The following is a 26,289-nucleotide window of genomic DNA, read 5'->3' as shown; positions in this document are numbered from 1 at the left end:
GTATTATTTAGAAAGGCTTTTAAAGATATCATAACCAGATTAAGTACGGTAAAATCGTTTTTCCAGCTCACTGCGGGTAAGCTTTACGATTGTAGGCCTTCCATGGGGGCAGGTATATGGGTTTTCAGTTTGACTCAGTTGGATAATAAGTTCTTGCATTTCCAATAAAGAAAGGTTTTCTTTTGCCTTAATCGATTCCTTACATGCAAGCATATATATCCATTCCCTTAAAAGTTCGTCAAAAGAAGGCGGATTTTGCTTTAAGATAACTTCGTCCAAAAACTGTCTTAAGAGTTCCTCACCGGAATATGGGCCGCTATAAGCAGGCACCCCACGGATCAAATACGTGCGTCCCCCAAAATGTTCAATAATAAATCCCATATTGCTGAGACTCATTAAGTTGTCAAGCAAAGCCTGCTCCTCAATTGGAGAAAAATCGACTGGCTGAGGGATTAACTGAGTTTGGCTGGCCGCTGGATTATGCTGGTGTTCCTTCAGTAAGCGTTCATAGTTTATTCTTTCGTGGGCAGCGTGCTGATCGATAATAACTAAGGCGTCGTCGGCCGCAGCTAGAATGTAGGTATTTAAAACTTGGCCGAGCGGGCGCAGAAGGAGTAAAGGATGTACAGTTTCTGTTATGGACGAAGTCATATTTGGGTTCTCAACAGGAACCGAGATATCGTTAAGAATGCTAGAGTCTTCCTCTGCATCAGAAGTTTCATGTATCTCAAGAGGCTGATCAACTTCTGGTATTTCATAAGTATCTAAACTGGTTTCACGATCTGTAAAATCTTTAATTTCATTAATGTCTTTGGTCCGAAAAGTATTTACAATCTGTTCCGTATTTTGTGTTTCTGGCTTTTTCTCAATTTCAAGCTTTGAAGACTCATTCTGAGGATATTGAGACTGCGGTTTGAATAGCTCAGGACGGGTTAATGAAGGAAAGAATAATTTGGATTGAGAAGGTTTAATGGCTGAAGGTTCGGAATAGGATGAAGAGCGCTCAAAGGAAGGTATAGGCCTACTCGCAAGAAGTGTTTTTCGAATCTGTTCGGTGATAAATTGAGACAGTATTTTCTCGTCTTGAAAACGAATTTCCATCTTCGTAGGATGAACATTGACATCATATTCACGCGGCGGAAGTGTCAGATGAAGTACGATTATTGGATAAAGACGATTGGGTATTAACGTATGATATCCGTCTGAAATAGCACGGCTTAAAAGTTTTGAATGAATAATCCGTCCGTTTACAATTGTCGTTTCTTCTTGACGAGTTGAACGGACTAAGTCGGGAGGGCTGATAAAACCCTCTAAGTGATATTGATCAAGTGAAATGGTTAAGGGAATGAGCTGTCGAGCTAATTTCTGTCCATAAATTGAGCTGATGCTTTCTAAAAGCTTTCCTCGGCCGGGAGTTTGAAAAACAATTTGTTTTGGATGTTTTAAGCTAAAAGATACATCGGGTCGAGCCATGGCTATACGCCCCAGCATATCCGAGATAAGCCCAAATTCCGTGTTTATGGATTTTAGAAATTTACGACGGGCGGGGGTATTAAAAAATAAATCCTTTACGGTAATAGTTGTGCCAGGCGGGCATCCTATTTCTTGAAGATCATCCTGCTTTCCTCCCGTAAGCTTTAAACTCATCCCAATTAAACTTTCTGCAGGACGTGAAACAATCTCTAAATGAGATACTGAGGCTATACTTGGAAGGGCTTCTCCTCTAAATCCTAAGGTTTGAAGTTCATCTAAATCCTCTATTTTCCGGATTTTGCTTGTGGCATGACGGAGAACTGCCTGAGGCAAATCTTCCGGAGAAATACCGCTTCCATCATCATGAACACGGATAAGAGATACACCGTTTCCTTCAATAGTAATCTCAATTTGTTTAGCTCCAGCATCCAAGGAATTTTCAACAAGCTCCTTGACGACGGAGACAGGACGTTCCACAACTTCACCAGCAGCGATCTGGTCTGCAGAATGAGGATCAAGAACTTGGATTCTAGGATTCAAAAGCTTTTTACCCCCTCATTTACGTCCCAAAATTTAATTTCGTCTCGAGATTGATCTTGAAAAAAAACGCTGGTTTTTTGGCCCACAAAATTTTCAAATAGTTCTTCTCCGGATTGCTGACAAACTGGACAAGCATCAAAAGGAATTCGAATTAAAGCAAACCGCTGCCCTGTTGATCCATGCTGGCTTTCAATTAAAACCGTTCCGCCGCATTGCTCACAAATGCGGATTCGATCCTGGCGGATTTCTTGAATGCCTTCTGTATCATAATACACAGAATGCGGTATATAAGCCCATTTTCCCCCGGGCAGGGATCTTTCTTCGCGAAGGACCCAATTGGGATTGGCTTGGCTGTGACTTAATCTTAGTTCTTTAATATATCGTTTTATATCTTGAAGACTTAGAATTGGGCGCTGCGGCTTTTGCGGTTCTTTTACATGACTATAGTCCTCACCTGCCAGCGCTAGAAAAATGGCCATATTAACGTAGGGAAGAGCTGTTTCGATGGAATATCCGCCCTCTAAAACGGCAATATCCGGCTTAATTAACTCTGTGATTTTTCCGTATCCCTGTGCGGTTACATTCATGGAAGCCAGAGGATCAGTAAAATGATTGTCCTGACCTGCTGAATTGATAATGAGCTCAGGCTTAAACTCCTGTAAGCTTGGCAATATCCAATCTTCTATAACGAAATGAATTCCCTCATCCCCTGTTCCCGGAGGTAAAGGAATATTTAAGGTTTTCCCCCAAGCGTTGGGTCCTCCCTTTTCCTGCGTAAATCCGCTTCCGGGGTAAAGCGTTCTTCCGTCTTGGTGTAAGGAAATATAGAGAACCTGCGGATCATGGTAAAAAATGTCCTGTGATCCGTCTCCATGGTGAACATCTGTGTCAACAATGGCAATCCTTTTTAGACCGTACTTCGTTCTCAAATGATTAATAAGAATAGCTTCGTTATTAAGGGTACAGAATCCCCGGTTGCCAAGTACAGTTGCACCGGAATGATGTCCAGGAGGTCTAACAAGAGCGAACCCATTCTGGATTTCTTTCTGAGCCCATGCTTCTCCTAAGACAATAGAACTTCCGGCAGCAATTAAATGAGCCGTTAGATCATGATGTTGTGGGGAAGGGAATAAGGCTTGGGTACGCAAAACTTCATGAAGAGATGCAATACCGGGAGAATACTGTTTAACTTGAGGCAATTCCATAATTCCTTCTTCAAAAAGCTGCTCTTGAGTGTAGAGAAGGCGTTCTTCGCGTTCTGGATGAGTATCCCCTAACGACCAATCAAAGGCTGGAAAAAAAAGAATTCCACTGCGTTTCATCTTTTTACCCTCCCTCTTACGCCAGGCGGAACAATAAGCGAACCGCGGACAATTTGTCCAACCGTTTGATAACCTCTAACTATGGGAAAATAGTCAAAAGGTTGTGTTATAGGTTCACCAAGTTCAATTCCTTTATCTTTGGCTATTTCTTCAGCAATTTTTTCCATAAAGCTCTGAACCTCCTTATGAGGTTTACGGGAGCCTAACCATTCCCCTTGCTGACCTGTTTCTTCGATCTGGTAACGTTTAATAGAGGTATCCAAATGTAAAGTGCAGGAAAAGGTTGGACGAGCCAAGGCTGCACCAATTGCATTTGAAACCTCAGGATACATCCCTGTTTTAACGGATGTATGCAAACGATTTTCTAAGGATTCGACGATTCCTGGAGCTGCGCCGCCGCTAACCCATACATAAAAATTAAGATGATCGTGAGGGTGTAATACTTCCCATATCTTGTAGGCAGGTTCCTCTCGCCATTCTTGGTAAAGGTCTTCTATAACCTGAGCAATTTTTTCAGCTAAACGAGATAAAATAGCTTGAGCAAGTTGGTGAAGGTGTAAGGAATCTCGCTTATTGTCAGGAAGAAGTTGGGCTAAGGCTTCTTCGGCCTTAGCGAAACTGCCGTAAGGAATAAGGTTAAGATAGCGCATCGCGTCTGTCGGGGTTGGGGCTGGTCCGCCGAGACAATAAGCAGGCCCTTGCCGATAAGGCTCAAGTTTAAAGGTGTTTCCCTCTGAAAGGATTGTAGAATCCCCTCCCGCAGAGATCGAACGGACAGCAAGCGAACGGACTAAAGTTGAAAAGGCGCCGATGCGTGCTCCATGGGAGTTCAAAAGAGGGTGACCGGAAAGAACAAGTCCTATATCCGTGGTCGTTCCGCCTATATCAACAACAACAAAGGACTGGTCAGGTTCTGTTTGAGCTAGGGCTCCTAAAATACTTGCTGCCGGTCCGGAATATATCGAATCAACAGGGTGAAGCTTTAGAAGCGGCAACACTCCCCCATCAGCTTTCAAGACTGATACTTGTGCATTAGATCCTTTCTGAGACATGGCTTGTTTGAGCTGAACAGCAAACCCTTGATAGATATCCGAGCATGCGGAATCGAGGTATGTGGTGAGGCTGCGTCTGTAAAAGTTAGCCTGACCCCACTCGTGGCCTAAGGTGATGCTGAGTTCCGGGTAATGCTTATGAAGGAATGCTTCTAGCTTATGTTCATGGAGATTATTGCGATGTGAAAACTTTCCTGCAATTGCTACCTTTGACTGCGGAAACTTCTGGTAACGATTGAGCAGACGCCGCCATTCTAGTTCATCGGGCGGAATAATTTCACGTCCGCGGTAATCAAGTTCACCTTTCAAAACTTCGTAAGGAACAGGCCAAGATAATGAATCTAGGCTCATACCTGAACCTGGGAAAAGCAAAAGATCAACTTTGGGCAGTTTATACTGAAGAATTGCGTTCGTAATAAGAGTAGTGCTTACCGTGATTTCTGAAACAGGTTTATCATAAATGTTTAATAGTTCAAGGGCTTGAAGAACGGTGTCTAGTACATTATCCGGCTGGGTTGTGACTTTAGCTTTCTCAAGAATTTCGTTACCCGCTAATAGAACGGCATCAGTAAAAGTTCCACCGACGTCGAGACCAACTTGGATTTCTGTTGGATGCACTTCGAATCCCTCCAATCCTTGCCTTAAAAATTTATAAGGTTTTAAGAGCTATAATACGTTCTCTCAGATCATATAAATACTCAAGCGCTTGACGCGGAGTTAAATTATCAAAGTCTATATCGGATATCTCTTGGAGTAAAGGATGAAGCACTGGGGCTTCAAATAAGGTGAGCTGGGTAGATGTTTCAGGTCGGAAAGAATCTTCTTTCAGCAAAGAAGAGTTTTCAAGCTCATGAAGGATGACTTTTGCCCTCTTTAAAAGGGGTGCAGGAAGCCCGGCAAGTTTTGCCACTTGTATGCCATAACTTCGATCTGCTCGTCCGGAAATAATCTTGTGAAGAAATACAATATCTTCTCCATGCTCGCGAACGCCAACATGTAGGTTGAAGATTCCAGGAAAGCTTTCCTCAAGAGCGGTCAGTTCATGATAGTGAGTAGCAAACAAAGTTTTGGGTTTTACGTTTTGACTGGCTAGAAATTCAGTGACAGCCCAAGCGATACTTAGTCCGTCAAAGGTAGCCGTTCCCCTACCGACCTCATCAAGAATGACCAGGCTATGATCAGTAAGATGATGAAGAATATAAGCAACCTCACGCATCTCGACCATAAAAGTACTTTGACCGGAAGCAAGATCATCTGAAGCTCCTACACGTGTAAAAATATTATCCACAAGAGCGATACTTGCTTTTTCAGCCGGAACAAAGCTTCCTATCTGCGCCATAAGAACGATCAGAGCAACCTGCCGCATGTAAGTTGATTTACCTGCCATATTGGGGCCCGTGATTAAGGCTAAGTGCTTAGAACTCGTAAGCAGCGTATCATTTGGAACAAAAGTACCTTCTTCAAGCATATTCTCTACAACCGGATGGCGCCCTTCAATAATCTGAAGTTTGCCTTTTTCAGTCATTTCTGGCCTGACATAGTGATGGCGTATAGCGACTTCCGCAAAACTAAGGTAGCAATCTATCTCTGCAAGTGCATGAGCTGCATCCATAATCCTAGGGGTATTTCTTCGGACGGTTTCACGGAGTTCTAAAAAAAGTTGATACTCCATTTGAATTAACTTATCCTCAGCCCCAAGTATTTTTTGCTCGTATTCTTTTAACTCAGGGGTAATAAAACGTTCGGCATTTGCAAGTGTTTGTTTGCGAATGTATTCTTTTGGAACAAGATGACTGTTGGTATGTGTGACTTCAATATAATATCCAAATACTTTATTAAAACCTACCTTTAGGGAGCGGATTCCGGTTCGTTCTTTCTCTTGAGCTTCAAGTTTAGCTACCCAGTCTTTACCTCCTGAAGAAGTGGTTCTCAGTTCATCGACTTCAGGTGAATATCCGGGTTTAAGCAGATTACCTTCTCTCAAAGAAAGTGGGGCTTCAGGATTTATAGCAGAATCTAAAAGCGTAAATAATTCATCCAATCCTGTAAGTGGATCGATATAGGACTTTAGGGACTTCGAATGACTGGCCTCAATAGCAGCTCGAATATTAGGCAAACTGGATAAAGTCTGTTTTAAAGCAAGAAGATCACGTGCATGAGCGGTTCCAAAGGAGACTTTTCCCATTAAACGTTCAAGATCATAAATACCTGTTAGCGATTGTAATAAATCACCCCGCAGAAAACTATCCTCAGTTAGATCTTCAACAATTTGCAGACGGTGTTCAATTTTTGCTTTAAGGATTAGCGGTTGTTCGATCCAACGCCTTAAAAGCCGTCCTCCAAAAGCGGTTTTCGTTAAGTCAAGAACAGATAAAAGGGTTCCCTTCTTGCCTTGACCACGCAATGGTTCTGTTAATTCAAGATTGCGCCTAGTCCACTGGTCTAAGATCATCCACTGATCGGGATGATAAGTTTTAATTTCAAGTATATGCGTCAATTCATTCCCTGGCAGTGTTTCCTCCAAGTAATGCCAAAGTGCGTTGGCCGCTTTGGCGGACGCCGGAGATTCATCTAAAATAGCTTTTTGCTTCTCAAAACGTTTGTATATTTCAGAGGTATCTAAATAATTCTTTCGATCTTGAGTGGTGATAAAATATCCACGCCAATGTTTTAAACGAACAAGATCAGGCGGAAGAAGGAGTTCCGATGGATGAATTCTCGATAATTCTGTAAGAATAATATCTAAAGATGAGCATTCAAAAATGGTGAACTCTCCTGTCGAGACATCAAGAAAGGCTAGCCCCCAATTTGTTTCATGAAAAATCGAGGCTAAGAAGTTATTCATTCGATCAGCGATGGATTCAGTCAGCGTACCGGGTGAAATAATCCGAATGATTTCACGGCGAACAATTCCTTTGGCCAATTGAGGGTCTTCGACTTGTTCGCAAATTGCGACTTTATAACCAGCAGAAACAAGCTTAGTTAAATAATTCTCAACAGCGTGGTAAGGAACTCCGCACATCGGCGTACGCTCTCCCCCACCTGTTTCTCGGCCGGTTAAAGCAATTTCTAAAATGGGAGCAGCAGTTAAAGCATCCTCACCAAACATTTCATAAAAATCTCCGAGTCGAAAAAATAAAATCGAATCGGGAACTTGTTCTTTTATGGATTGATATTGAAGCATCATTGGAGTTGTCATAAAATAATATCCTCCAAAGAATATTCTAAAGGGAAGAGCCTCAAAACTCTTCCCTTCTCTCTTATTGTCATTAAATCATTAAAGAAATCGTGTTGAGTTTGAGTGGGGTTAACAGCCTTCACAGCCGCATCCAGCATCGCTGCAACCTGATCCGCAGGATGAACATCCAGATTCATCTCCAGAAGCAATAGCACTTGCTAAGATAGCATTTACACTATCCAGCATTTGGGTAAAATTGCCTTGAGCCTGTAAGTAGGCAGAAATTAAAGAATTATTTTCTACCTTTTGTTCCATATCATTGATTGCGTTTCTGTCTTGCTCTGAGAGTTCTTGACCTTGAGCTTGAAGATCGTAAAGGCGCTGCTGTTCCTCTTGAAACTTGGCAATGAGTTGCTGAGCTTGTTCATTCGCGATCATTGCTTTTTCTGTTATTTTTAGATTATCCAGTTCCGTACTTTGGGCAATTGCAGCTGCCAGGGCTTCGGCTTTCTCCATAATATCGGCCGTCATTAAAACACCTCCATGAAAGTCATTCTACACTATTTGCGAGATTCCTGCTATAGAAGCTATACCTCTAATGTTATTTAATTTCACTGGAAACGATTTCACCAAACAATGTCCAAGAGTGTGTCTCAAGCATGCGAACATTAACAAATGAACCTTGTAGAGACGGATCAGCTGAAAAAATAACAAGTTCGTTACCGCGCGTACGCCCTGTTAATCTATTGGGATTAGATTTGCTCGGTCCTTCAACCAGAACTTCATAAACTTTACCAATCATAGTTTGGCGCCATTCTAAGCTCCTGTCATTCTGAAGATTCATGAGTTGCTGCAGACGATGCTTTTTAACATCAAGAGGGATTTGATCAGGCATTACTGCTGCAGGAGTTCCTGAGCGTTTAGAGTACATAAAGGTAAACGCTTGACTATAATGAACGCGATTAACCATATCTAAAGTTTGTTGGAAATCTTCTTCTGTTTCGCCTGGAAATCCAACAATAAGATCGGTTGTCAAGCTTGCCTGTGGGAGAAGTTCGCGGATCTTCTCGACACGACTTAGATAGTATTCCCGAGTATATTTGCGATTCATTCGCTTTAATATTTCGTTGCTTCCGGCTTGAAGGGGAAGATGAATATGCTCACAGATATGTTTTCCGGATGCAATAGTTTCGATCAACTTGTCGGAGAGATCCTTCGGATGAGAAGTAATAAAGCGGATGTGAAGCAATCCTGGTATTTCATCTGCTTTTTTTAGAAGATCGGCAAAATCACAATTGATATCCAAGTCCTGACCATAAGAGTTAACGTTTTGCCCCAGTAAGGTGACTTCTTTACAGCCTGATTCAACAAGCAATTGAACTTCATTAATAATATCTTCCGGATTTCGGCTGCGTTCCCGTCCACGAACATGAGGAACAATACAGTAGGTACAGAAATTATTACAGCCATAACTTATATTGACATTTGCCTTTAACTTTCCTTTCTCAGCTAACGGGGTCGCTTCTGAAGTCATATTGGGTTTTTCCCATACCTCAGCAACCTTTTGATCATTTTCTGCCTTTTGAATCAAACGTCCAAATTCCTGAAGATTATGTGTACCTGCCCAGATATCAACATGTGGAGCACGATGCTGCAAACGCTCTAAAGCACCAGGCTGTTGTACCATACAACCGGAAACGGCGATTTTCAAATTTGGATTCTTTTCTTTAAGACGTTTTAATTCTCCTATTTTGCCGAGAATTTTATTTTCTGCACTCTCACGAACACAGCACGTATTTATGATAACGAGATCAGCAGTTGCTAAGTCTTCTGAACGTGTATATCCTTCTTGTGTGGAAATCTCGGACAACGTATCAGCATCACGTTCTGACATTTGACATCCATAGGCTAAGGTGACTACCTTTTTATTTTCAGGCATTCCAAATTTTCAGCTCCTGACATGTATAAACAGTTTTTGTAAAATATTAAGGTTACATGGTTATTATGACGAATGAATCAGGGTTTGGCAAGTACGATACATAACCTTCCTCTGTTTAGGTTATTCTTAAACAAGGAGGTGATCTAAAAATGAATAATCCTGAAGTACGTTGCAACGTCGTTGAATGCAAATATAACGAGGGCGCAAAAATATGTCAAGCGGGTCAAATTCAAGTTACAAAACATCATGGAGAAGTTCGCACAATAGAAGCAACCGATTGTGGAACGTTTGAGTTGGGTGACGGAAATGAAAAAGTTTGATAGTATAAGACAAAGTCCAAAATACATTGATACGAAAAAGGAACCGGATGATCCGATTCCTTTTTTATCATTACAGGTTACGGAAAACGCCGGCTTTTTGTAAGGATTTATAAGCGATTAAAATAAATGGTCCAAGAATTAGCCCAATAACCCCGGTTGAGGCTAACCCCATATACATACTAATTAGGACAAATAAAGGATCTAAACCAACATTGTCTCCGAGTATTTTGGGCTCAATAACATGTCTTAGCACTGTAACGACACTGGTTAACAGCAGTAATTCAATAGCTAATACATTATTTCCAGCGACAAAGGCAAATAGTGACCAGGGTACAAGAACAATTCCCACACCTAAAACCGGAAGAATACCGAAAATTCCTGTAATCGTTCCAAGAATAATCGCGTATTTTGCTTTAAAAAGAAGAAGCCCTGAAATACAGACAATAAGTGTAATGATGAAAATAATAAATTCGGCTTTGACAAAGCCGACGAAAGCCTTGGAAAAATCACTTCCGAGTTCAATAAGGCTGTTTCTCCATTCATGGGGAAAAATATTAATGAAATCACGGATATAGCGGTGACTTTCTTTAGACATAAAAAATGTAGCTACGATTGCAATGACAATAACAATAATGGCTTCTGGAATGGTTATGGCCACTGATAGGCTGTGAGTGAGCAAGCCTGAAAAATAATTGAAGAATTTAGAAATATATCCCCCCACATAGTCCTGGGGAAGTTTAAGGTAGAGAGTTTCAATACGAGTGACCCAATGCGCGAAGGTGATTTGAAGTATATGACTGTAGTGCGGCCAATGAAAATAAATATCCTGAATTTCTCGAACAATCCGCATGAGCAGTAATATTAGTAATGTTCCAAATCCTCCAATTTCAATGATCATTGCGGTAAGAACGGCTAAATTTCGTGGAAAATGAAATTCACGAATAAGAAAACGTTTAAGCGGACCAATAATAGCGGTCATAATAAAGGCAAGAATAAAGGGAATAAACAAATAGATAAAATGACCTACAAAGTAAATGGTTAAGCCGATTATTATCCAAAAACCGATGAATTTAAGCGTGCGATTAAGAAATGTCCGGGTTATTAGATTCACGAATTCGACTCCCTTCGTTTTTTAAACGTGCTTGGCGAAGCCTACGGTTTGCACGTCCGCTTTTTTCCCTGAGAAATAAAAGAAAAAATAAGATCCCCAAAAGGAAAAGATAAGATCCCCATTTAGAGGTTTTAAACAGTCCTTGATTGACAGGTGTCGGGCTAATGGTACGGTCAGCAACAAGCGGGATATCCATAAGCTTTTCATTTTCATCCCATACTTCTACATTCCCAATTACCTGCCCTTTATTGACCTGTGTTAAATTGGCAGAAGTCGAATTTATTTTAAGAATGGGTTCTGTATTAGCCTCACCTAGTTTATGTGTTGTCAATATTGGCTTTTCTAAGAGCATATTAACCTGTTCTTTTCCAATCTGAAGCTGCGAAAGGGCACTCCCACTCGGTTTAAATTCGGTTGTTTGAAATTGAGTAAAGCCATAGTCGAGAAGATTTTCCATATCTGTGTAAATTTCTCGACCGGGTGATTGGAGAATAACTCCAATGAGATCTCGACCATCTTTTGAGGCTGAGGCAACTAAGCAGTTTTGTGCTGCTGCAGTATAACCAGTTTTCATTCCATTAATATAAGAATCTTTTCCCAAAAGCTTATTTTCATTGATCATTTCTGTGGGTACATTGGGTTTGCTTCGGGGTATTGTATATCTTTGAGTTTGGATATAATCCCGAAATGTCGCATTGGCATAAGCTGCTTGGGCGATACGAGCAAGGTCATGTGCTGTGGTTACATGACCATTATCCGTTAAACCGCTTGGATTCTTAAACGTTGTATCTTTTAATCCAAGTGATTTAGCCTTTTCATTCATCATTGATACAAAATGAGGCAAATCCCCGCCTATATATTCCGCTATGCCAACTGCTGCATCATTGGCTGAGTTCAGCATTAATGCATAGAGAAGATTGCGCAACGTCATTTGTTCTCCCGGTTCAAGGTAGATACGTGTACCATAAACGATTTGATAATTAAGCAAAGTTGAACTAAGAGTTACGACATCGTCTAGTTTTCCATTCTCAATGGCTAATAATCCTGTCATAATTTTGGTTGTACTTGCAGGTTGAAGCTGTAGATCACCATTTTTACTATACAAGGTTTGCCCGGATTGAACGTCGATAAGGTAAGCCCCTGTACCATGAATCTCCGGAGGGGCAGAGCTTGCTAACGCATAGGCAGGCGGAACATTATTAAGAAAGATAAAGATCGCAACAATTAAAGCAGCGGTAATTTTCAAGGCTGTTCCTCCCAGTTAAGCCGAGTTGAATTATATGATTTGCGATAGAATAATGCTATGGTTCCGGGGCCAGTATGACTTCCAACAACACATCCAATTTCGCTTATCATTATATCCTTAATATTAACATGACTGCGAATTTCATCGGCAAAAATTTGAGCCTCTTCAAAACAGTGAGCATGAGAAATACCAATGATTTGTTCTTCAGGATGATCAATCTCTTGGAGCATTACATCAAGTAATTTTCGCAGAGCTGCTTTGCGCGAGCGAACTTTACTAAAAGGTTCTATCTTTCCCTCCGACGTTATGTGCAATACAGGTTTAACATCGAGCAGCCCGCCTACGAAGCCGGCAGTTTTGCTGACACGGCCTCCTTTAACGAGATATTCAAGCTCATCTATCGTAAAAATGTAGCGCATTTGGTTGCGAAGCTGAAGAATAAGCTTTTCAGCTTCTTCCCATGATAAAACATCTTTTAATAGTTGATTGACTTGAATTGCGAAAAGGCCATACCCAAAGGAAGCTCCGAGACTATCAATAATATGGATTTTTTCTGGTGCAGAGCACATATCTCGAACCATTAATGCAGTTGAATAAGTTGAACTCAAACCTGAGGAAAGATGAATTGCTACAACTTCATTACCGCATGCCAATATTTCTTCATACTTTGCTTGTAGAGTCCCTGGATTTGGCTGAGAAGTCTTCGGTAATTTTCGTAAGGTCCTAAATTGAGAATAAAAGGTTTCGGGAAAAATTTCAACTCCCTCAAGAAAGGTTTCATCATCAATTGTCACAGGCATGGGGACAACAACAATTCCTTCTTTATGAGCAACTTCTGAAGGAATATCAGAAGAGCTATCCACAAGAACTTCGTAAGACATATTAACACTCCTCATTAGAGTAAAAATTACTTTGGGAAATAATTGTTTAATTCGGGAAAATAATCTTTTTTTCCTGCTATACAAATCAGTTTGTCATAAAGATTATATTTTTAAGCATAATTTACACGAATTTTGAACTATTTTAAAAAAAATAGTTCATTACTATATCTTTTTATTTATAAATAAAAGCTCACCTTTTAAGTGAGCTTTTAACGGTTATATTTTATCATTTTACATTTAAGAAACCAATTGCTGAACAATAAGGTTTTGACTGCTTTGATTGATTGAATTTATAAGAGCGGAGAGTTGTTGCTTTTTAACAAGCCGATAATTTACCTCTTCTCCATCGATCCAAGTTACTAAAAACATAGGATCACCTCCGTCAAGTATTATGTATACATAATACTATGAACAAAAGTTAAATTCAAGCACTTTATATTTATTTGCTACGATAGGTTCTTTCTTTATTCAGTTCTGGAATTTTGGCAAGGACTTGCTCCCAAATTGAATATTTTCGTATATCGACTACCCTTCCCTCTTTATTTAAAAATATATGGGTTGTCTTACCCTCAGTTAGAAGAAGACTATCCTTACGAATTGTATAAGAAAAAGATTACTTTGCGCGAAGAAAATTCCTCAACTTGAGTATGGATCATCAATTCGTCATCATACCTAGCGGATTGTCGATAACGGCAGGTTGCCTCAATTACGGCAAGCGCCAGTCCTTGTTCCTCAAAAAGCGTATAAGGTAAACCCATTTCACGGAATAATTCTGTTCGGCCTACTTCAAACCATATAATATAGTTTGAATGATAGACGATACCCATTTGATCTGTTTCAGCATAACGAACTCTTATTTTCGTATCAACTTCAAGATTCATAAACACCCTCCTCTTTTATGGAGTAAGAACTTAGGTCAATAAACTTTTATAACCCTATTAAAAACTTTCTTATAGGTAAAACTATTGATATAATAAACTCGCTTGAATATCAAAGTGTAAAGGAGATTGTTTTGTGGATATCAATTCCTTAATTGAAAGGATTAATGAGTTATCACGTAAGCAGCGAAGCGTCGGTCTGGAGGATTGGGAAAAAGCGGAACAGGAATCATTGCGCCAAGAATATTTGGAGTTTATCCGTGGACAAGTTCATGCCTCATTAGGTCAAGTTAAAGAACCTAAACATTAAGTGCTTTTATTTGGTTCCTTCCGTATTCTGTATGATTTATTAAAACTAAAAGCATACTAGTTTTAGAATCAATATGGAAATTTCTAAGGAGGGGTGTCACTTTGCCTGAACGTGTTATGAAGTATGGTGGAGTCAAGTTTCGAAACCTTGTTCCACCCGTGAAGATTAATCGTTTTGTTCGTAAATTACCGCAAAATAAAAAAGACTCTCTCTTTGAAGTAGCAACCGAGCTGAGTGAAGTTGGAATGATTGAAATTCTGAATGATCGAGAGCATAGTACAATAGACCAGGATCTAGTCGATGATTTATCTAATAAGCATTAATTAATTTGGCTATAAATGAATAAAAAAGCAGGCTTATTAACAAATGAGCCTGCTTTTTTATTACTCAAGTGAAGCAACGAGGATATTTGTTCCCTTCTTTTCAAGCTCTGTTTTAGCATTTGGAGAAATTCCGCTATCTGTAATTAAGGTATTAATTTGATACCAATCAGCAAAAGTGTGATAGTAAACCTTCTCAAATTTAAGGCTATGAGCTACAAGAATCACTTCTTTGGAAGCATGAATCATTGCTTGTTTAACCTCTGATTCTAATAAATTAGTTGTAGTTAACCCTCGTTCAAGGCTAAAACCAGTCACTCCTAGAAAAAGTTTATCAACATTAAAAGCTTTTAGTGTTGAATGAGCAATTTGACCTACAAGCGCATACGTTGATTCTCTGACTTCCCCCCCTGTAACTAAGACATTTATCCCTTTTTGTCCCGTTAAAATTGTGGCTATAGGTAGGGAATTAGTGATTACGGTACAGTTTTGCGTTAAATTTTGCGCAACCGCAAGTGTGGTTGTACCTGCATCAAGGATAATGGATTCTCCAGATTGAATAAGTGAGGCTGCAAGTTTTCCAATCGCAGTCTTCTCTCGTTCTGCTTCTCCAAGTCGATTAAAAAAGATTGAATTAGGCTGTCCTGATGTAGAATATGTAGCTCCTCCATATTCACGCGTGATAATCCCCGTTGAAGATAAGACCTTAAGGTCACGGCGTATTGTCATTTCCGAGACATCAAAATGTTGAGCAAGCTGTAAAACAGATAAATGTCCATGTTCATTAAGCATAAAACGGATTTCTTGCTGTCGTTCTGAAGATGAACGGCTTATCCCTTTTTCTCTTTCCATACTACTCCTCAGCTATAAATGCAGCTAATTCTATTTTATAGGATAGTTACTTGCCCTTCATAGACAACACCGCCGAGCGCATCAACAGTGAGAAGCTGTCCCTCAGAAAATAAATTCATAACATTGGGAACTCCCACTATTGCAGGGATACCATAACTCAGTGCAGTTATAGCCGCATGTGAAGTTAACCCGCCTTCTTCGATGACTAAAGCACTTGCGCGTGAAATCAAAGGTATATATTCCGCATCGGTAAAGCGTGCGACAAGAATATCTCCATTTTCAAAAGTTTCTGTTTTAGGATTCGTAATAATGTGAGCGGAACCTAAAGCAGATTTACGACCAATGCCAGTCCCTTTTGCTAAAACGTTGCCTATGATTTGAACTTTAATCATATTTGTTGTTCCTACTTTTCCAACAGGAACTCCTGCAGTTATGACGACGGTATTTCCAGTTTGAACTAAATCATGAGCGAGTGCTTCGTTTACGGCAGTTGATAAAAGTTGGTCAGTTCCAGAACTTTCTGCAATAAGTAAGGGATAAACCCCCCATTGCAGTGTTAGCTGTCTAGCTACAAAATCAAAAGGGGTTGCTGCGATCACTAATGATTTTGGACGATATTTAGAAATCATCCGAGCCGTTAATCCGGAATGAGTAGGAGTTAAAATAGCCGATGCCTCTAAATCATGGGCAATTGTGTAAGTTGCATAACTAATGGCTTCTGCAATATTTAAATGGGGATGGCGAGGTGTTTGTTCATCTAAATAAACTTCTTCGGTTCGCAGGGCAATTTTATCCATCATTTTAACCGCTTCAACTGGATATTGTCCTGCAGCAGTTTCCCCAGACAACATGATTGCATCTGTTCCGTCAAGTATAGCATTAGCAACATCGCTGGCCTCTGCCCGTGTAGGGCGAGGCTGACGAATCATCGAATCCAGCATTTGAGTGGCAACGATCACAGGTTTACCTAAAAGGTGGCATTTCCGAATCATCTCTTTTTGCGCAATGGGTACTTCTTCTACAGGAATTTCAACTCCTAAGTCTCCCCTGGCTACCATCAACCCATCGACAACTTCAAGTATGGAATCAAGATTATCCAGGCCTTCATGGCTTTCTATTTTCGCAATTATTTTTACATTAGCATTAGCTTCTTCAACAATTTTACGGACGGCAAGAATATCGGATGCTTTTCGAGTAAAGGAAGCTGCAATGAAATCAATTCCTTGTGTAAGGCCAAATTGAATGTCACTAACGTCTTTATCGGTTACCGCGGGAAGTTGAATGGGGACTCCCGGAACATTTACACCTTTTTGCGATTTAAGAAGCCCGCCATTGCAGACTGTAGTTTGTATTTTTTCGCTTTGTACAGATTGAACTTCTAAATCAATCAGCCCATCATCTAAAAGAATATGAGTTCCGGGCTTAACTTCCTGCCAAAGTTCTTTATAAGTAATTCCAATTCTTTCCGCCGAACCTAAGCTTTTTGTATCTGTATCAAGGATAAGGGCTGCACCATTCTCTAACTTGACCCCTGCTTCCGAAACCATACCTGTACGAATTTCCGGCCCTTTAGTATCGAGCAGAATACCTAGGTATTTATCCAACTGTTTGGCTTTTTCTTTTAAGACCTGAATGCGGTTGCCATGTTCTTCGTGAGTGCCATGGGAAAAATTCAAACGTGCAACATTCATTCCGGCTAGAAGAAGTTTTTCAACTTTCTCAGGAGATTCACTGGCAGGTCCAATAGTACAGACGATTTTAGTTCTTCTCATATTACCCTAATACCCTCCTGACATTAAATTTTTAAATAAGTACTTCTTCTTATATTTTTATAATCCTTTATCGGCAATAAATTTGACGAGATCTATTACGCGATTGGAGTATCCCCACTCATTATCATACCATGCCAGAACTTTAAGCATTTTATCTCCGAGCATCATAGTGGAAAGGCCATCTACAATCGAACTATTAGGATTTCCGTTAAAATCATGAGATACCAAAGGTAAATCAGTATAAGCTAAGTATCCTTTAAGCTTTCCATCTGCTGCTTCTTTCAATTTTGCATTAACTTCTTCTTTCGTTGTCGGTTTTGATAAATTAGCTACAAAATCAACAATGGAAACATTGGGAGTAGGAACACGAACAGCTAAACCGGTTAATTTTCCTTTTAACTCAGGAAGTACAAGTGCTACAGCTTTGGCAGCACCAGTGGTTGTCGGAATCATCGATTGGAAAGCAGCCCGTGCTCTACGCCAATCCTTATGTTCAAGGTCAAGAATTCGTTGATCATTGGTAACAGAGTGAGTTGTTGTCATCATACCTTGTTCAATTCCAAATTCCTCGAGAAGAACTTTAACGACAGGGGCTAAACAATTCGTTGTACAAGACGCATTCGAGAGTACATGATGATTTTTGGGATCATATTTGTCCTCATTAACTCCCATAACAATAGTGATATCTTCATTTTTACCAGGCGCAGATATAACAACCTTTTTAGCACCTGCTTGGAGATGAAGTGCCGCTTTATCTCGCTCGGTGAAACGACCTGTTGATTCTATAACGATATCAACCTTAAGATCTTTCCAAGGCAAGTTTTCAGGATTTTTTTCGGCTAAAAGCTGGATTGATTGTCCATTTACTTGCATTATATTCCCTTTAACTTCAACTTCATAGGGAAGAATGCCATGGACGGAATCATATTTAAAAAGATGACCTAATAAATCTGGACTCCCTAAATCATTAATGGCTACGATTTCAAGTGGGGCTTTACTTTCTAAAGCAGCTCTTAAAGATAATCTACCAATACGCCCAAAACCGTTGATTGCAATACGTACACTCATTATGTAACCTCCTCAATATATAATTTTGATTTGAGTTTGAGATAATAGATGTTTATATAACATATATTATGCGCGATCGAACAAAAATCCTTTAATTTCATGTTAAAATCAAACAATTATTTTTACTTTGTTAGTTTTCCATTTATGCCAAATATCATGCAAAAATATTACTTTGCATGATTTAACTAGAAAAGCTTTATATTATAGATTATTTTTTTGTTACAGTCTTGTAAGATTATCTATATGTAAATATGCTTCAAAGAGTGAGTTAGCAAATAGAAATTTAGATTGTATGCAACAAAAAGTACTTTACGCAAAACGTAAGGTACTTTTTGTGTTTAGTCATAAATATCGAAAAATACTAAAACGCTTTAGATGATTTTTCTTACTTATCGTCTACGTGATTTACTGTTTGGAAAAAAATGAAATTGAAAGTGTAATGAATATTACCTTGAAATTGGAAATAAAAATAGCTCTCAATTTTAAATGGGCCGTTTAATATAAATGTAATAAAAGCGATGAAAAAGAGGCTTCTCAAAAGTTTAATCAACTTATGAAAAGCCTTTTAATACTTATGAATGTGAGTAAAATGTGAGCATTACACCCTAGTCTTCTGGAAGTTTCTTGCCTTTAAAGGTTATTCGGCCTTTTTGAACATCGTATTGCGTGTAATGCGGATCTTTTACGGTTATCGGGGATTTGGCCCGTGAGACTTTTTTATGTGCTCCCATTCCCTACTCACCCTTTCCACGGTTTAATTAAAAGAAACCTGACTCTATTTTTTGTGCTTAGTTTAATGCTTATGCATATCATGATGATCATGGTCATGGGAGTGGTCGCATACAGCTTCCGTCCCGATAAAAGTTCCATTAGCAAAGGCCTCAGCGACATCACGAACCGGACCGCTAGCTCCGCGAAGAACCTCTAAACCTTGACTTTCTAAACCTTGGATAGCTCCGGGTCCAATACCTCCGCAAATTACAGTTTCAGTCCCCTTAGATTTTAAAAGCTGAGCAATTCCGGCATGTTGATGCTCAAAGCCGCGAGTATCCATTAATTCTTGGTTAAGAACTTGTCCGTTTTCAATTTCAAATACGGTAAAAGCTTGGCTGCGGCCAAAATGTGCATTAACAATTTCTCCTTCGGTCGGTATTGCAATTTTCTTCGTCATGTACATCCCTTCTTCCCTTTTATTTACTTAAAAGTTTGTGTTTAAATTTTACGAAACTCAATAGTACCCCTGGGGGGTTTACAATTCCAATATAATCTTTATAAGCGGGGTTGTCAAATAAATTAAATATAAAAAGAGATCCCTCAGAAGGATCTCCAATTTTACAGTAATTATTATTTTCCAAAAGGGCAATGAGGGTAAGTGCATTCAGGGCATTCTAGGCATAGCCCGCCATGGCCATATTGAGCAATGTCCTTCCGAGTAAGTCGTTCGCCTGTTAAAATCCGAGTTGCAACTAGATCAAAAACTGTAGTCCGAGAGTACATTACACAACCGGGTAAACCCATGATGGGAATCCCATTATAATAAGCTAACAGAAACATAGCACCGGGTAAAACAGGCGCGCCATAGGTCACCATTTCTACTTCTAATCCACGAATTGCTGTTGGTGTCACATCATCTGGATCAACGGACATTCCACCCGTAACAAAAACCATTTCAGCACCATTACGGATATGTTCGCGGATTTTATCCTGAATCATAGAAACATCATCAGATGCATAGCTTTGTCCGATAATATTAGAACCCCATTTTTCAGCTTTCGCGCGTAAAACGGGTCCAAACTTATCCTCAATCCGACCGTGAAATACTTCGCTCCCAGTGGTTACGATGCCAATTTTATATGACTGAAGAGGACGTATTTGCAAGAGTGGTTCATTAAAATTACACGCTATCTCTTCTGCTTCTAAAATTACTTTTTCATCAATCATAAGAGGTACGACGCGAGTACCCGCAATTTTTTGCCCTTTATTTACAGGCCGATGGTTATGAAGTGTAGCTAAAACAATAGACTCCAAAGTGTTGAGTGCCAATATTCCTTTTTCTGAAGCATAAATCAAACCATCATGTTTCGCAATTAAGTTAACTTTTCCCTCTTTAGTTTCACTGAAGGTAAGGCCCGGACCGGCAACCGCCTTTGCTAATCGTTCTGCAGCTTCATTTTCATGAACTAAACCAGGTGTTTGGTTCCAGACATAAATATGTTCTTTACCCATACTTAAAAGAACGGGAATATCTTCCTCTTGAACAACGTGCCCTTTCCGAAATCTGGCATCTTTCGTTTCCCCAGGAATTATTTGAGTCATATCATGGACTAATACGGCCCCAACTGCATCTTCTACGCGGATTTTTTCCATATAAATAAATCCTCCTTTTCAATTCGGAAGGCTTATTCATTTCTAAATAAACCCCGGTTTCAGGATACTGAAACGGCCTAGTACCATGGAAATTTCTTTAGGTTTCTAGGCTCGGCCCTTTAATTATAGCATGATTCGTTCGGGTCACAATAACGATTTAGTGACTAGAGTCAATATTTATTCTTTCTGGCTCAAGTAATCCAATCGTTTATAATTAGAAAAATAGACAAAAGAGATAAGAGTCCCTCTTGTCTATTTTAATATCAAGTTAAAGTTTAATTTTGCCTTGCATTTTCTTAGTACGGCCAAGGATAGGTTTCAATTCCATTATTTACGACACAATTGCGGGCAGCAAAACCACCTAAGAATAAAGCAACTGCTAATGCCGGCATAACCCACGTAATGGTTACTCCTGTAAAGAAAACATAGGCACTTAATACCAACGGGAACATTACACCAACTAACGGAAAGAGAAGTACAAACCGGGCTGTTTTCAACATGCGATGCATTCCCTCTTTAGCTTCAATAGGACCATTATGAGTATGCTCAAGGTAGGCTAAAGAAATTCCAAAGGTTAATGCGGATAAAGCTAAGATTGTTCCTGAAAAGGTTGTATAGAGTACCCCATCTGTATTAAAGATTGCACCTAGATAGGCTACGGCAAGGGAAAAGGAAGTTACAAGATAAAGTAACGGAAGTGCAGGCGTATGCCAAAGCGGGATAGATGCAGGTGCTGCAAGTAATCCTCCAGAAATGATCGGAAACATAAATCCGGAAATCGCCGCTATGGCACCAAAGAAGGCTTGGTAAGGTAAAAGCAGTGATGCCAGTCCGCTAAGGACGCTGTAGCCTGCAAATTCAGGAATTACATAAAGAATTCCGAACACGTAATTAAGGGCAATGAGAACAACGTCCCAGGATATTCCTGACTTCGTAATATTGTTCAAGGAGTAGACTGCGTTAAGAGGACGTTCCAAATCGAAGAAGATCAGGAAAGCTCCTGCTATAGCAAAGAATACGAGCCCGCTCAAAGCTGCTAATCCGATCAACGGTGTGGCCGCCGTAAAAAAGTGGAATATATATGATAGGGTCATTAGTGCGCCGCCTAAGCCACCGAAAAACAGATAAACAGCAACCGGCCACTCGTAAGCTTCTTGGCGCTCAAGATGCATCGGTTTTGCCATGGATTATCTCCTCCTAATAAATATAGTAAACGCGAGGTTCAGTATCGAGATCCGGACGCAGCGGTTTAGCGAGGCCTGAAGAGACTGCTTTAGCTACTTCACTCGTCGGATCATCTAAATCGCCGACAATCCGAGAGGTGGTTGGGCAGGTAGTAACACAGGCAGGTTCCATTCCGCGTGCGATTCGATCTTGACAAAAAGTACACTTATCAATATGTACTTTGGTATGCTGAACGCTGTCGCCATAGATTTCTTTAGCTTCTTTAACGTCGTCTTTGCTGTAAACATATCGGGCGCCGTAGGGACAGGCGGCCATACAAGCCTTACAGCCTAAGCATGTGTCATAGTTGACCAAAACAAAGCCTTCATCGTTCTTAAAGGTTGCTTTGGAAGGACAAACCGTCATACAGGCTGGCTCTTTACAATGCATACAGATGGTGGGGACAAAATGACGTCCCGTATTGGGGAACTGCCCTACTTGAATATCTTTTACTTTGGTCCGCCATTTGTTGGACCAATACGGGGTCTGATTTTCTAAAGCGCATGCTGCGCTGCAGGCTTGACAGCCAACACAGGAACGCAGATCGATAACCATACCATAGCGTGCCATGTTTTCTCCTCCTTACTTAGTCACGCGAACGGTGAATTCTTGACTCCGGAAAGCACTAACAACGGGCTCCACTTGATACGGAACAAGCTTGTTTAAAGCTGTCCCGACTCCGGCAGAGTTCTTCAACAGCGGGTTTTCAGTTCCGAAGGATGAAGACATAAACACGGTATCCGGACGAACCATTTCGGTAACAAAGGCTTTAATTTGAGCCTTCTGTCCGCTCACAAGATTTTCAACTGTTACAGTGTCCCCCGTTTTGATATTTAGCATCGTAGCTTTTTGTGGATTAATCCAGAGCCCCATAAATTCATCTTCCTTAACTTTAGAAAGTGTCATCAGAATGGGATTATTAGAGTTCGTCGAAGCATAGGACACCGTAGGAGTTTTACCGTAGATAAAATTAAACTCATCCGGTTTTCTTTCTTGATTTACATGAGGTGGAATATAAACGAGCCCGGGATCCCAGTTCGGCTGATATCCTTGCTGCATGACAAAACCGGCAAGCATTAAAGAGTAGATTTCAATCCGTCCCGATGGGGTCGGTACGGGTAAATGCTTAGCAATTGAAGCATGTTCACGGAGTTTATCCGCTGTCTCAATAACAAGCACTCCTTTTTCACGAAGGGTTTGTTCGAGTTTTGTGGCTGTCATCCCTAACCCTTTGGCATGTTGTTTAAAGGAAACGTTGCGAATGGCTTGGGTAAAACTTTGCTGACCCTTTACCGCTTTGCCAATCTCTTTTTTAAGGTCGTTTAGATCCATGCCGCTAATTTCGGAAATTGTTTGGACATAGCGATCAAGACCTCCAAAGGCTTGAGCAAATCCAAAAAGGATATCTGCAGTTCCTTTTGCATTGGGGTTCGAATCAACAGCGCTGAAACGGGTAGTGATTGCTAAATCAGGTGAAGGACCTGCACCATAGACGAAAGGTTCGTCACGTTCAATGTAATTTTGATTAGGAAGAATGATATCAGCGTAAGCCGTTGTGTCAGAAGGCAGTATATCAATAGCAACGACCACTCCCAGATTAGGACTCGTTAAGATCTTTTTCCAACGTGACTCTGGATACATGTGGCGAACAGGATTGGCAGCGTTCATTAAAATCGCTTTAATTCGATAAGGCTCGCCGTTAAATTGAAGTTTGCCATCAACTGCTTCTTCAAGACCATAGTCGGAAAATGCCGGAAAGATAACGCCAGTATGGCCAGCCGCTTTTTCGGCCATGGAATGAGCCATTGCAAAAGAAGGATGTCCATGCTGCCATTGGCTGGGATCAAAGAACCTGCCTGCTGCGGTCAGCGGAAATTGCATACCTGGAAGACCTAAGACTGGAGTTGGTTTGCCCTCTTTCATATTTTGAAGAAAATGCATCAGCTTTTCACGATATTCACCGGACATAAGCCAGCCGCCCGTGGTATCAATTCCACCGACAAGAGCTTGAATAATCGACTGCAAACGTCGTGTATTTAGAATATTGTCATAGCGAGCCCCATGCCAGCCGGGATCAACAAGAGCCGGACGGGTTTGACCGAATTCAACCGCAATTCGCTCAATGGTCGCCGCAGGAATTCCCGTTTCTTGTTCAGCCCAAGAAGGTGTAAATTTGGCAGTTTGTTCAAGCAGGTATTGGAAGATTGTCTTTGGCTTTTGACCGTTCATTTCAAAGCCCTTTGGAACTTCTAACGCCGGAAGAAGGTTTTTGCCGTCCATATCGATGGTATTTTGATTACTGTAGCCTGGAAGCTTTCGAACCTCTCCACTGACTTGATCCAGTACCCAAAACGCGGTTGGATATCCTTGTTCATTGCTTTCCATCATCGGGACAACCATGCCTTGGTGTTCAACAGCCAGGAAAGGCATATTTGTGTGTTTCGTAACAAAATCAGAGTCGTAAAGTCCCTTGCGAAGAATGACATGAATCATAGCCAAGAAGAAAGCAGAATCTGTTCCCGGTTTAACCGGAAGCCATTCATCAGCTTTCGCAGCAAGTTCGGATAAACGTGGATCGAGAACAATAACCTTGGCACCCCGTTTTTTCGCTTCGGCAAATCGAACTAAACGACTGGTCGAGGCTGCAGCTACTCCCGAGTTTGTCATCGAGAAAATAATATAATTTGCATTTTCAAAGTCTGCCATTACCTCATCATGATAGTTAAAGTTGCCTGTCACGAAGTCATTTCCTAAGTGACCGGCAGCAACGCATTGTTGCATTGGCGATGCAATAATGTTAGGCATACCCATTGAGAAAGCAAAGGCAAGCGCTAAAGGCATATAAAATACGCAGGAAGTCCAGCCGCCAGCCATGGCCATTTCCCAAGGCTGAACCTGATGTTCTTGAAGTTTTTGCATGAAATGGTTTGTTGCTTCCTCCCAGGAAGCTGGGCGGAAGTTCCATTCCCCCCGTTTAGATCCTTCAACACGAATTAACGGAGTTGTCAGACGCCCTTCATCATAGGTTTGCTTTAAACCAGCTTGGCCACGGGCGCATGTTTTTCCTCTGTTTAAAGGACTGTTGGAGTTACCTTCGATTTTTACAGCCGTTCTCTTTCCATTAACATCCTTTACCCCAATACGCACATTACAAACCGTTGAGCAGAAATTACATATACTTGGAACCCACTCAACGTCTCGAGAGGCGGTGGTTTGTTTAGCTGCCACGTTGCGTTCTTTTAGCGAACTCATTCCGTGAACCTCCTTTTGTAGTTATTTTTCATCTTTAGGTTGAGCATAGCTTTTTTTTGTGACTTTTGCGAACGACAAAAAAGGCCATTTTTTGCGATTGTATTCACTAATCACTAAAATAGTCAATATATTATAGTTTCTCTTAGTTTATCCCCTATACGGGGGGTAGGTAATAAATTTTTTAAAGCAACTTATTTATAACTTTTATATGATCGTTATACAATAAAAGTATTAAACAAGAGCTATTAATTATTTAAAAATAACTTGTGCAGCTAAAGGTTTTTGCAAACTATTAGAGAACATTGATTTAAAAGTCATTATAAAAAGGAGTTTAAATAGACTTTATGTCAAAGAATGAAAATCAGTTTAATCAACTAAAAATGACTGTACCATGGAATCAACTTCCTATTACATTTTGGGATTTTTGTCAATCCCGTGGACGTGTACGATATTACTCTGCTAAGCAGTTTTTGTTTTTTTCCGGAGAGGAAGCTAATTCAGTGTTCTTCCTGCTCAAAGGCAGGGTTGAACTTTTATTGACCAGTGAATTTACAGAGAAAATATTTAGGATCATTCAATCGGCTTCTTTTTTCCCAGAAGTAATTCTTGATGGAAAAACATATCCTTACGCGGCTCTAGCTTTAGAAAATTCAGAAGTCTTTGTGCTTGAAAAAAATATCTTACTTCAATACTTAAACGATAATCCGGGAGCCCTTATGCCTTTCTATCAAAGCATGGCTTTAGATTTAAGACGTGCTTATCGACAAATTAAAAATGTTGCACTTGGTGATGCGCGATCTCGTCTCGGTGCAAAATTATATGCTTTAGCGCATGCTCATGGTCAGAAGGCTTCAGATGGAGTTTTGATCTCAATTCCGTTAACAACCACTGAATTAGCAGGTATGTGTAGCTTAGCTCGTGAATCGGTCAGCAGGATTCTAAGTGAACTTAAAGAGCTAGAAATTATTAGAATGGAACGAAAGCAAATAACAGTCTTGAATAAGGAAGAATTAAAAAAATGGGTTCATGAACGGTTAAATTCATAAACCCATTTTTTATGTGATCAATTTTATTCTCTATAAAGAACCGCCGATTAAGAGTCGAAAAGAATTATATACTGTATAATCTAGTGAAGTATTGAAATCCTAGTTATCATGTGCTGATACTTAAGTTGGTATTTTCTC

23 protein-coding genes, 1 pseudogene and 1 riboswitch are annotated in these 26,289 nt (G+C 40.3%); of the genes and pseudogenes, 4 read left to right on the top strand and 20 right to left on the bottom strand.

The genetic code is table 11. The features are described 5' to 3' along the window. Positions 1–39: 39 nt before the first annotated feature. The 6 genes from mutL to miaB form a co-directional block, all read right to left on the bottom strand. Positions 40–2,013, bottom strand: a complete 1,974-nt coding sequence (gene mutL / locus ACHOLT_RS14040) for a DNA mismatch repair endonuclease MutL (RefSeq protein ID WP_425801799.1) — start codon at positions 2,011–2,013, stop codon at positions 40–42. Beyond that, on the bottom strand, positions 2,010–3,335 hold the full coding sequence (locus tag ACHOLT_RS14035) for a histone deacetylase family protein (RefSeq protein WP_425801796.1): 1,326 nt from the start codon (positions 3,333–3,335) through the stop codon (positions 2,010–2,012). The genes mutL and ACHOLT_RS14035 overlap by 4 nt, the downstream gene beginning before the upstream one ends. Further along, positions 3,332–5,005: a hydantoinase/oxoprolinase family protein gene (locus ACHOLT_RS14030; RefSeq protein ID WP_425801793.1), complete on the bottom strand. Its 1,674-nt coding sequence runs from the start codon at positions 5,003–5,005 to the stop codon at positions 3,332–3,334. Before ACHOLT_RS14030 ends, ACHOLT_RS14035 begins: the two co-directional genes overlap by 4 nt. Positions 5,006–5,036: 31 nt before the next feature. Then, entirely contained in the window at positions 5,037–7,586 is a 2,550-nt protein-coding gene (gene mutS, locus ACHOLT_RS14025) for a DNA mismatch repair protein MutS (protein ID WP_425801790.1), read from the bottom strand. Between the two features lie 108 nt (positions 7,587–7,694). Further along, the gene (locus ACHOLT_RS14020; protein ID WP_425801788.1) at positions 7,695–8,096 is read right to left on the bottom strand and encodes a YlbF family regulator; all 402 of its coding nucleotides are present in this window, start codon (positions 8,094–8,096) and stop codon (positions 7,695–7,697) included. A 70-nt stretch (positions 8,097–8,166) separates the two neighbouring features. Further along, complete coding sequence (gene miaB, locus ACHOLT_RS14015) at positions 8,167–9,504, bottom strand: tRNA (N6-isopentenyl adenosine(37)-C2)-methylthiotransferase MiaB (RefSeq protein ID WP_425801785.1); 1,338 nt, start codon at positions 9,502–9,504, stop codon at positions 8,167–8,169. A 149-nt stretch (positions 9,505–9,653) separates the two neighbouring features. Here miaB and ACHOLT_RS14010 point away from each other — a divergent pair, with 149 nt between their 5' ends. Further along, complete coding sequence (locus ACHOLT_RS14010; RefSeq protein ID WP_425801782.1) at positions 9,654–9,824, top strand: DUF1540 domain-containing protein; 171 nt, start codon at positions 9,654–9,656, stop codon at positions 9,822–9,824. Positions 9,825–9,894: 70 nt separating this feature from the next. On the opposite strand, the gene ytvI is transcribed toward ACHOLT_RS14010, so the two are convergent. The 5 genes and pseudogenes from ytvI to ACHOLT_RS13985 form a co-directional block, all read right to left on the bottom strand. Next, positions 9,895–10,935, bottom strand: coding sequence for a sporulation integral membrane protein YtvI (gene ytvI, locus ACHOLT_RS14005; RefSeq protein WP_425801779.1), 1,041 nt, complete (start codon positions 10,933–10,935; stop codon positions 9,895–9,897). Then, positions 10,907–12,181 carry a D-alanyl-D-alanine carboxypeptidase family protein gene (locus ACHOLT_RS14000; RefSeq protein ID WP_425801776.1) on the bottom strand — a complete coding sequence of 425 codons (1,275 nt, stop codon included), beginning with the start codon at positions 12,179–12,181 and terminating at the stop codon, positions 10,907–10,909. Before ACHOLT_RS14000 ends, ytvI begins: the two co-directional genes overlap by 29 nt. Beyond that, positions 12,178–13,062: a DegV family protein gene (locus ACHOLT_RS13995; protein WP_425801774.1), complete on the bottom strand. Its 885-nt coding sequence runs from the start codon at positions 13,060–13,062 to the stop codon at positions 12,178–12,180. Before ACHOLT_RS13995 ends, ACHOLT_RS14000 begins: the two co-directional genes overlap by 4 nt. Positions 13,063–13,299: 237 nt before the next feature. Continuing rightward, positions 13,300–13,431, bottom strand: a complete 132-nt coding sequence (locus ACHOLT_RS13990) for a hypothetical protein (protein ID WP_425801772.1) — start codon at positions 13,429–13,431, stop codon at positions 13,300–13,302. Positions 13,432–13,501: 70 nt separating this feature from the next. Further along, positions 13,502–13,943, bottom strand: a pseudogene (locus ACHOLT_RS13985) (acyl-CoA thioesterase). Positions 13,944–14,076: 133 nt separating this feature from the next. On the opposite strand from ACHOLT_RS13985, the gene ACHOLT_RS13980 reads away from it, so the two are divergent. Continuing rightward, positions 14,077–14,250 carry a DUF896 domain-containing protein gene (locus ACHOLT_RS13980; protein ID WP_425801770.1) on the top strand — a complete coding sequence of 58 codons (174 nt, stop codon included), beginning with the start codon at positions 14,077–14,079 and terminating at the stop codon, positions 14,248–14,250. Positions 14,251–14,351: 101 nt separating this feature from the next. Then, on the top strand, positions 14,352–14,573 hold the full coding sequence (locus ACHOLT_RS13975; protein WP_425801767.1) for a hypothetical protein: 222 nt from the start codon (positions 14,352–14,354) through the stop codon (positions 14,571–14,573). 60 nt (positions 14,574–14,633) lie between these two features. Here the strand turns inward: ACHOLT_RS13975 and ACHOLT_RS13970 are convergent, their stop codons facing one another. The 9 genes from ACHOLT_RS13970 to ACHOLT_RS13930 form a co-directional block, all read right to left on the bottom strand. Next, positions 14,634–15,422 (bottom strand): DeoR/GlpR family DNA-binding transcription regulator, encoded by a 789-nt coding sequence (locus tag ACHOLT_RS13970; RefSeq protein WP_425801764.1) that lies wholly within the window; start codon positions 15,420–15,422, stop codon positions 14,634–14,636. A 35-nt stretch (positions 15,423–15,457) separates the two neighbouring features. Continuing rightward, positions 15,458–17,194: a pyruvate kinase gene (gene pyk, locus ACHOLT_RS13965; protein ID WP_425801761.1), complete on the bottom strand. Its 1,737-nt coding sequence runs from the start codon at positions 17,192–17,194 to the stop codon at positions 15,458–15,460. A 57-nt stretch (positions 17,195–17,251) separates the two neighbouring features. Next, a complete protein-coding gene (gene gap / locus ACHOLT_RS13960) occupies positions 17,252–18,262 on the bottom strand; it encodes a type I glyceraldehyde-3-phosphate dehydrogenase (RefSeq protein WP_425801758.1) in 1,011 nt (336 codons plus the stop codon). Positions 18,263–18,867: 605 nt separating this feature from the next. After that, complete coding sequence (locus tag ACHOLT_RS13955) at positions 18,868–18,993, bottom strand: hypothetical protein (RefSeq protein WP_425801755.1); 126 nt, start codon at positions 18,991–18,993, stop codon at positions 18,868–18,870. A 62-nt stretch (positions 18,994–19,055) separates the two neighbouring features. Further along, positions 19,056–19,433 carry a NifB/NifX family molybdenum-iron cluster-binding protein gene (locus ACHOLT_RS13950; protein WP_425801752.1) on the bottom strand — a complete coding sequence of 126 codons (378 nt, stop codon included), beginning with the start codon at positions 19,431–19,433 and terminating at the stop codon, positions 19,056–19,058. Between the two features lie 173 nt (positions 19,434–19,606). Continuing rightward, positions 19,607–20,629 carry a molybdopterin-binding protein gene (locus ACHOLT_RS13945; protein ID WP_425801749.1) on the bottom strand — a complete coding sequence of 341 codons (1,023 nt, stop codon included), beginning with the start codon at positions 20,627–20,629 and terminating at the stop codon, positions 19,607–19,609. Then, positions 20,628–20,758, bottom strand: a riboswitch (molybdenum cofactor riboswitch). Its footprint overlaps the gene before it by 2 nt. A gap of 167 nt (positions 20,759–20,925) precedes the next feature. After that, positions 20,926–21,813, bottom strand: a complete 888-nt coding sequence (gene nrfD, locus ACHOLT_RS13940; RefSeq protein WP_425801746.1) for an NrfD/PsrC family molybdoenzyme membrane anchor subunit — start codon at positions 21,811–21,813, stop codon at positions 20,926–20,928. A 13-nt stretch (positions 21,814–21,826) separates the two neighbouring features. Further along, a complete protein-coding gene (locus ACHOLT_RS13935; RefSeq protein WP_425801743.1) occupies positions 21,827–22,423 on the bottom strand; it encodes a 4Fe-4S dicluster domain-containing protein in 597 nt (198 codons plus the stop codon). Between the two features lie 12 nt (positions 22,424–22,435). Beyond that, positions 22,436–25,105 (bottom strand): molybdopterin-dependent oxidoreductase, encoded by a 2,670-nt coding sequence (locus tag ACHOLT_RS13930; protein ID WP_425801741.1) that lies wholly within the window; start codon positions 25,103–25,105, stop codon positions 22,436–22,438. 344 nt (positions 25,106–25,449) lie between these two features. Between ACHOLT_RS13930 and ACHOLT_RS13925 the strand changes: the two genes are divergently transcribed. Continuing rightward, on the top strand, positions 25,450–26,151 hold the full coding sequence (locus ACHOLT_RS13925) for a Crp/Fnr family transcriptional regulator (protein WP_425801738.1): 702 nt from the start codon (positions 25,450–25,452) through the stop codon (positions 26,149–26,151). Positions 26,152–26,289: the final 138 nt, after the last annotated feature.

Origin of the sequence: Desulfitobacterium nosdiversum, from assembly GCF_049860565.1 — a bacterium.
GTDB lineage: Bacteria > Bacillota > Desulfitobacteriia > Desulfitobacteriales > Desulfitobacteriaceae > Desulfitobacterium_A > Desulfitobacterium_A nosdiversum.
The sequence above is the reverse complement of the archived record's forward strand: the minus strand, read 5'-3'. Positions and strand labels throughout refer to the sequence as shown.

Bases quoted from the DNA above. Each gene is read 5' to 3' on its own strand.
- nrfD (WP_425801746.1), bottom strand. From the start codon at position 21,813: ATGGCAAAACCGATGCATCTTGAGCGCCAAGAAGCTTACGAGTGGCCG.
- mutS (WP_425801790.1), bottom strand. From the start codon at position 7,586: ATGACAACTCCAATGATGCTTCAATATCAATCCATAAAAGAACAAGTT.
- ACHOLT_RS14010 (WP_425801782.1), top strand. From the start codon at position 9,654: ATGAATAATCCTGAAGTACGTTGCAACGTCGTTGAATGCAAATATAAC.
- gap (WP_425801758.1), bottom strand. From the start codon at position 18,262: ATGAGTGTACGTATTGCAATCAACGGTTTTGGGCGTATTGGTAGATTA.
- ACHOLT_RS14035 (WP_425801796.1), bottom strand. From the start codon at position 3,335: ATGAAACGCAGTGGAATTCTTTTTTTTCCAGCCTTTGATTGGTCGTTA.
- ACHOLT_RS13950 (WP_425801752.1), bottom strand. From the start codon at position 19,433: ATGACGAAGAAAATTGCAATACCGACCGAAGGAGAAATTGTTAATGCA.
- ACHOLT_RS13930 (WP_425801741.1), bottom strand. From the start codon at position 25,105: ATGAGTTCGCTAAAAGAACGCAACGTGGCAGCTAAACAAACCACCGCC.
- ACHOLT_RS13935 (WP_425801743.1), bottom strand. From the start codon at position 22,423: ATGGCACGCTATGGTATGGTTATCGATCTGCGTTCCTGTGTTGGCTGT.
- ACHOLT_RS14020 (WP_425801788.1), bottom strand. From the start codon at position 8,096: ATGACGGCCGATATTATGGAGAAAGCCGAAGCCCTGGCAGCTGCAATT.
- ACHOLT_RS13925 (WP_425801738.1), top strand. From the start codon at position 25,450: ATGTCAAAGAATGAAAATCAGTTTAATCAACTAAAAATGACTGTACCA.
- ACHOLT_RS13955 (WP_425801755.1), bottom strand. From the start codon at position 18,993: ATGGGAGCACATAAAAAAGTCTCACGGGCCAAATCCCCGATAACCGTA.
- miaB (WP_425801785.1), bottom strand. From the start codon at position 9,504: ATGCCTGAAAATAAAAAGGTAGTCACCTTAGCCTATGGATGTCAAATG.
- ACHOLT_RS13990 (WP_425801772.1), bottom strand. From the start codon at position 13,431: ATGTTTTTAGTAACTTGGATCGATGGAGAAGAGGTAAATTATCGGCTT.
- ACHOLT_RS13995 (WP_425801774.1), bottom strand. From the start codon at position 13,062: ATGTCTTACGAAGTTCTTGTGGATAGCTCTTCTGATATTCCTTCAGAA.
- ACHOLT_RS13945 (WP_425801749.1), bottom strand. From the start codon at position 20,629: ATGGAAAAAATCCGCGTAGAAGATGCAGTTGGGGCCGTATTAGTCCAT.
- ACHOLT_RS13970 (WP_425801764.1), bottom strand. From the start codon at position 15,422: ATGGAAAGAGAAAAAGGGATAAGCCGTTCATCTTCAGAACGACAGCAA.
- pyk (WP_425801761.1), bottom strand. From the start codon at position 17,194: ATGAGAAGAACTAAAATCGTCTGTACTATTGGACCTGCCAGTGAATCT.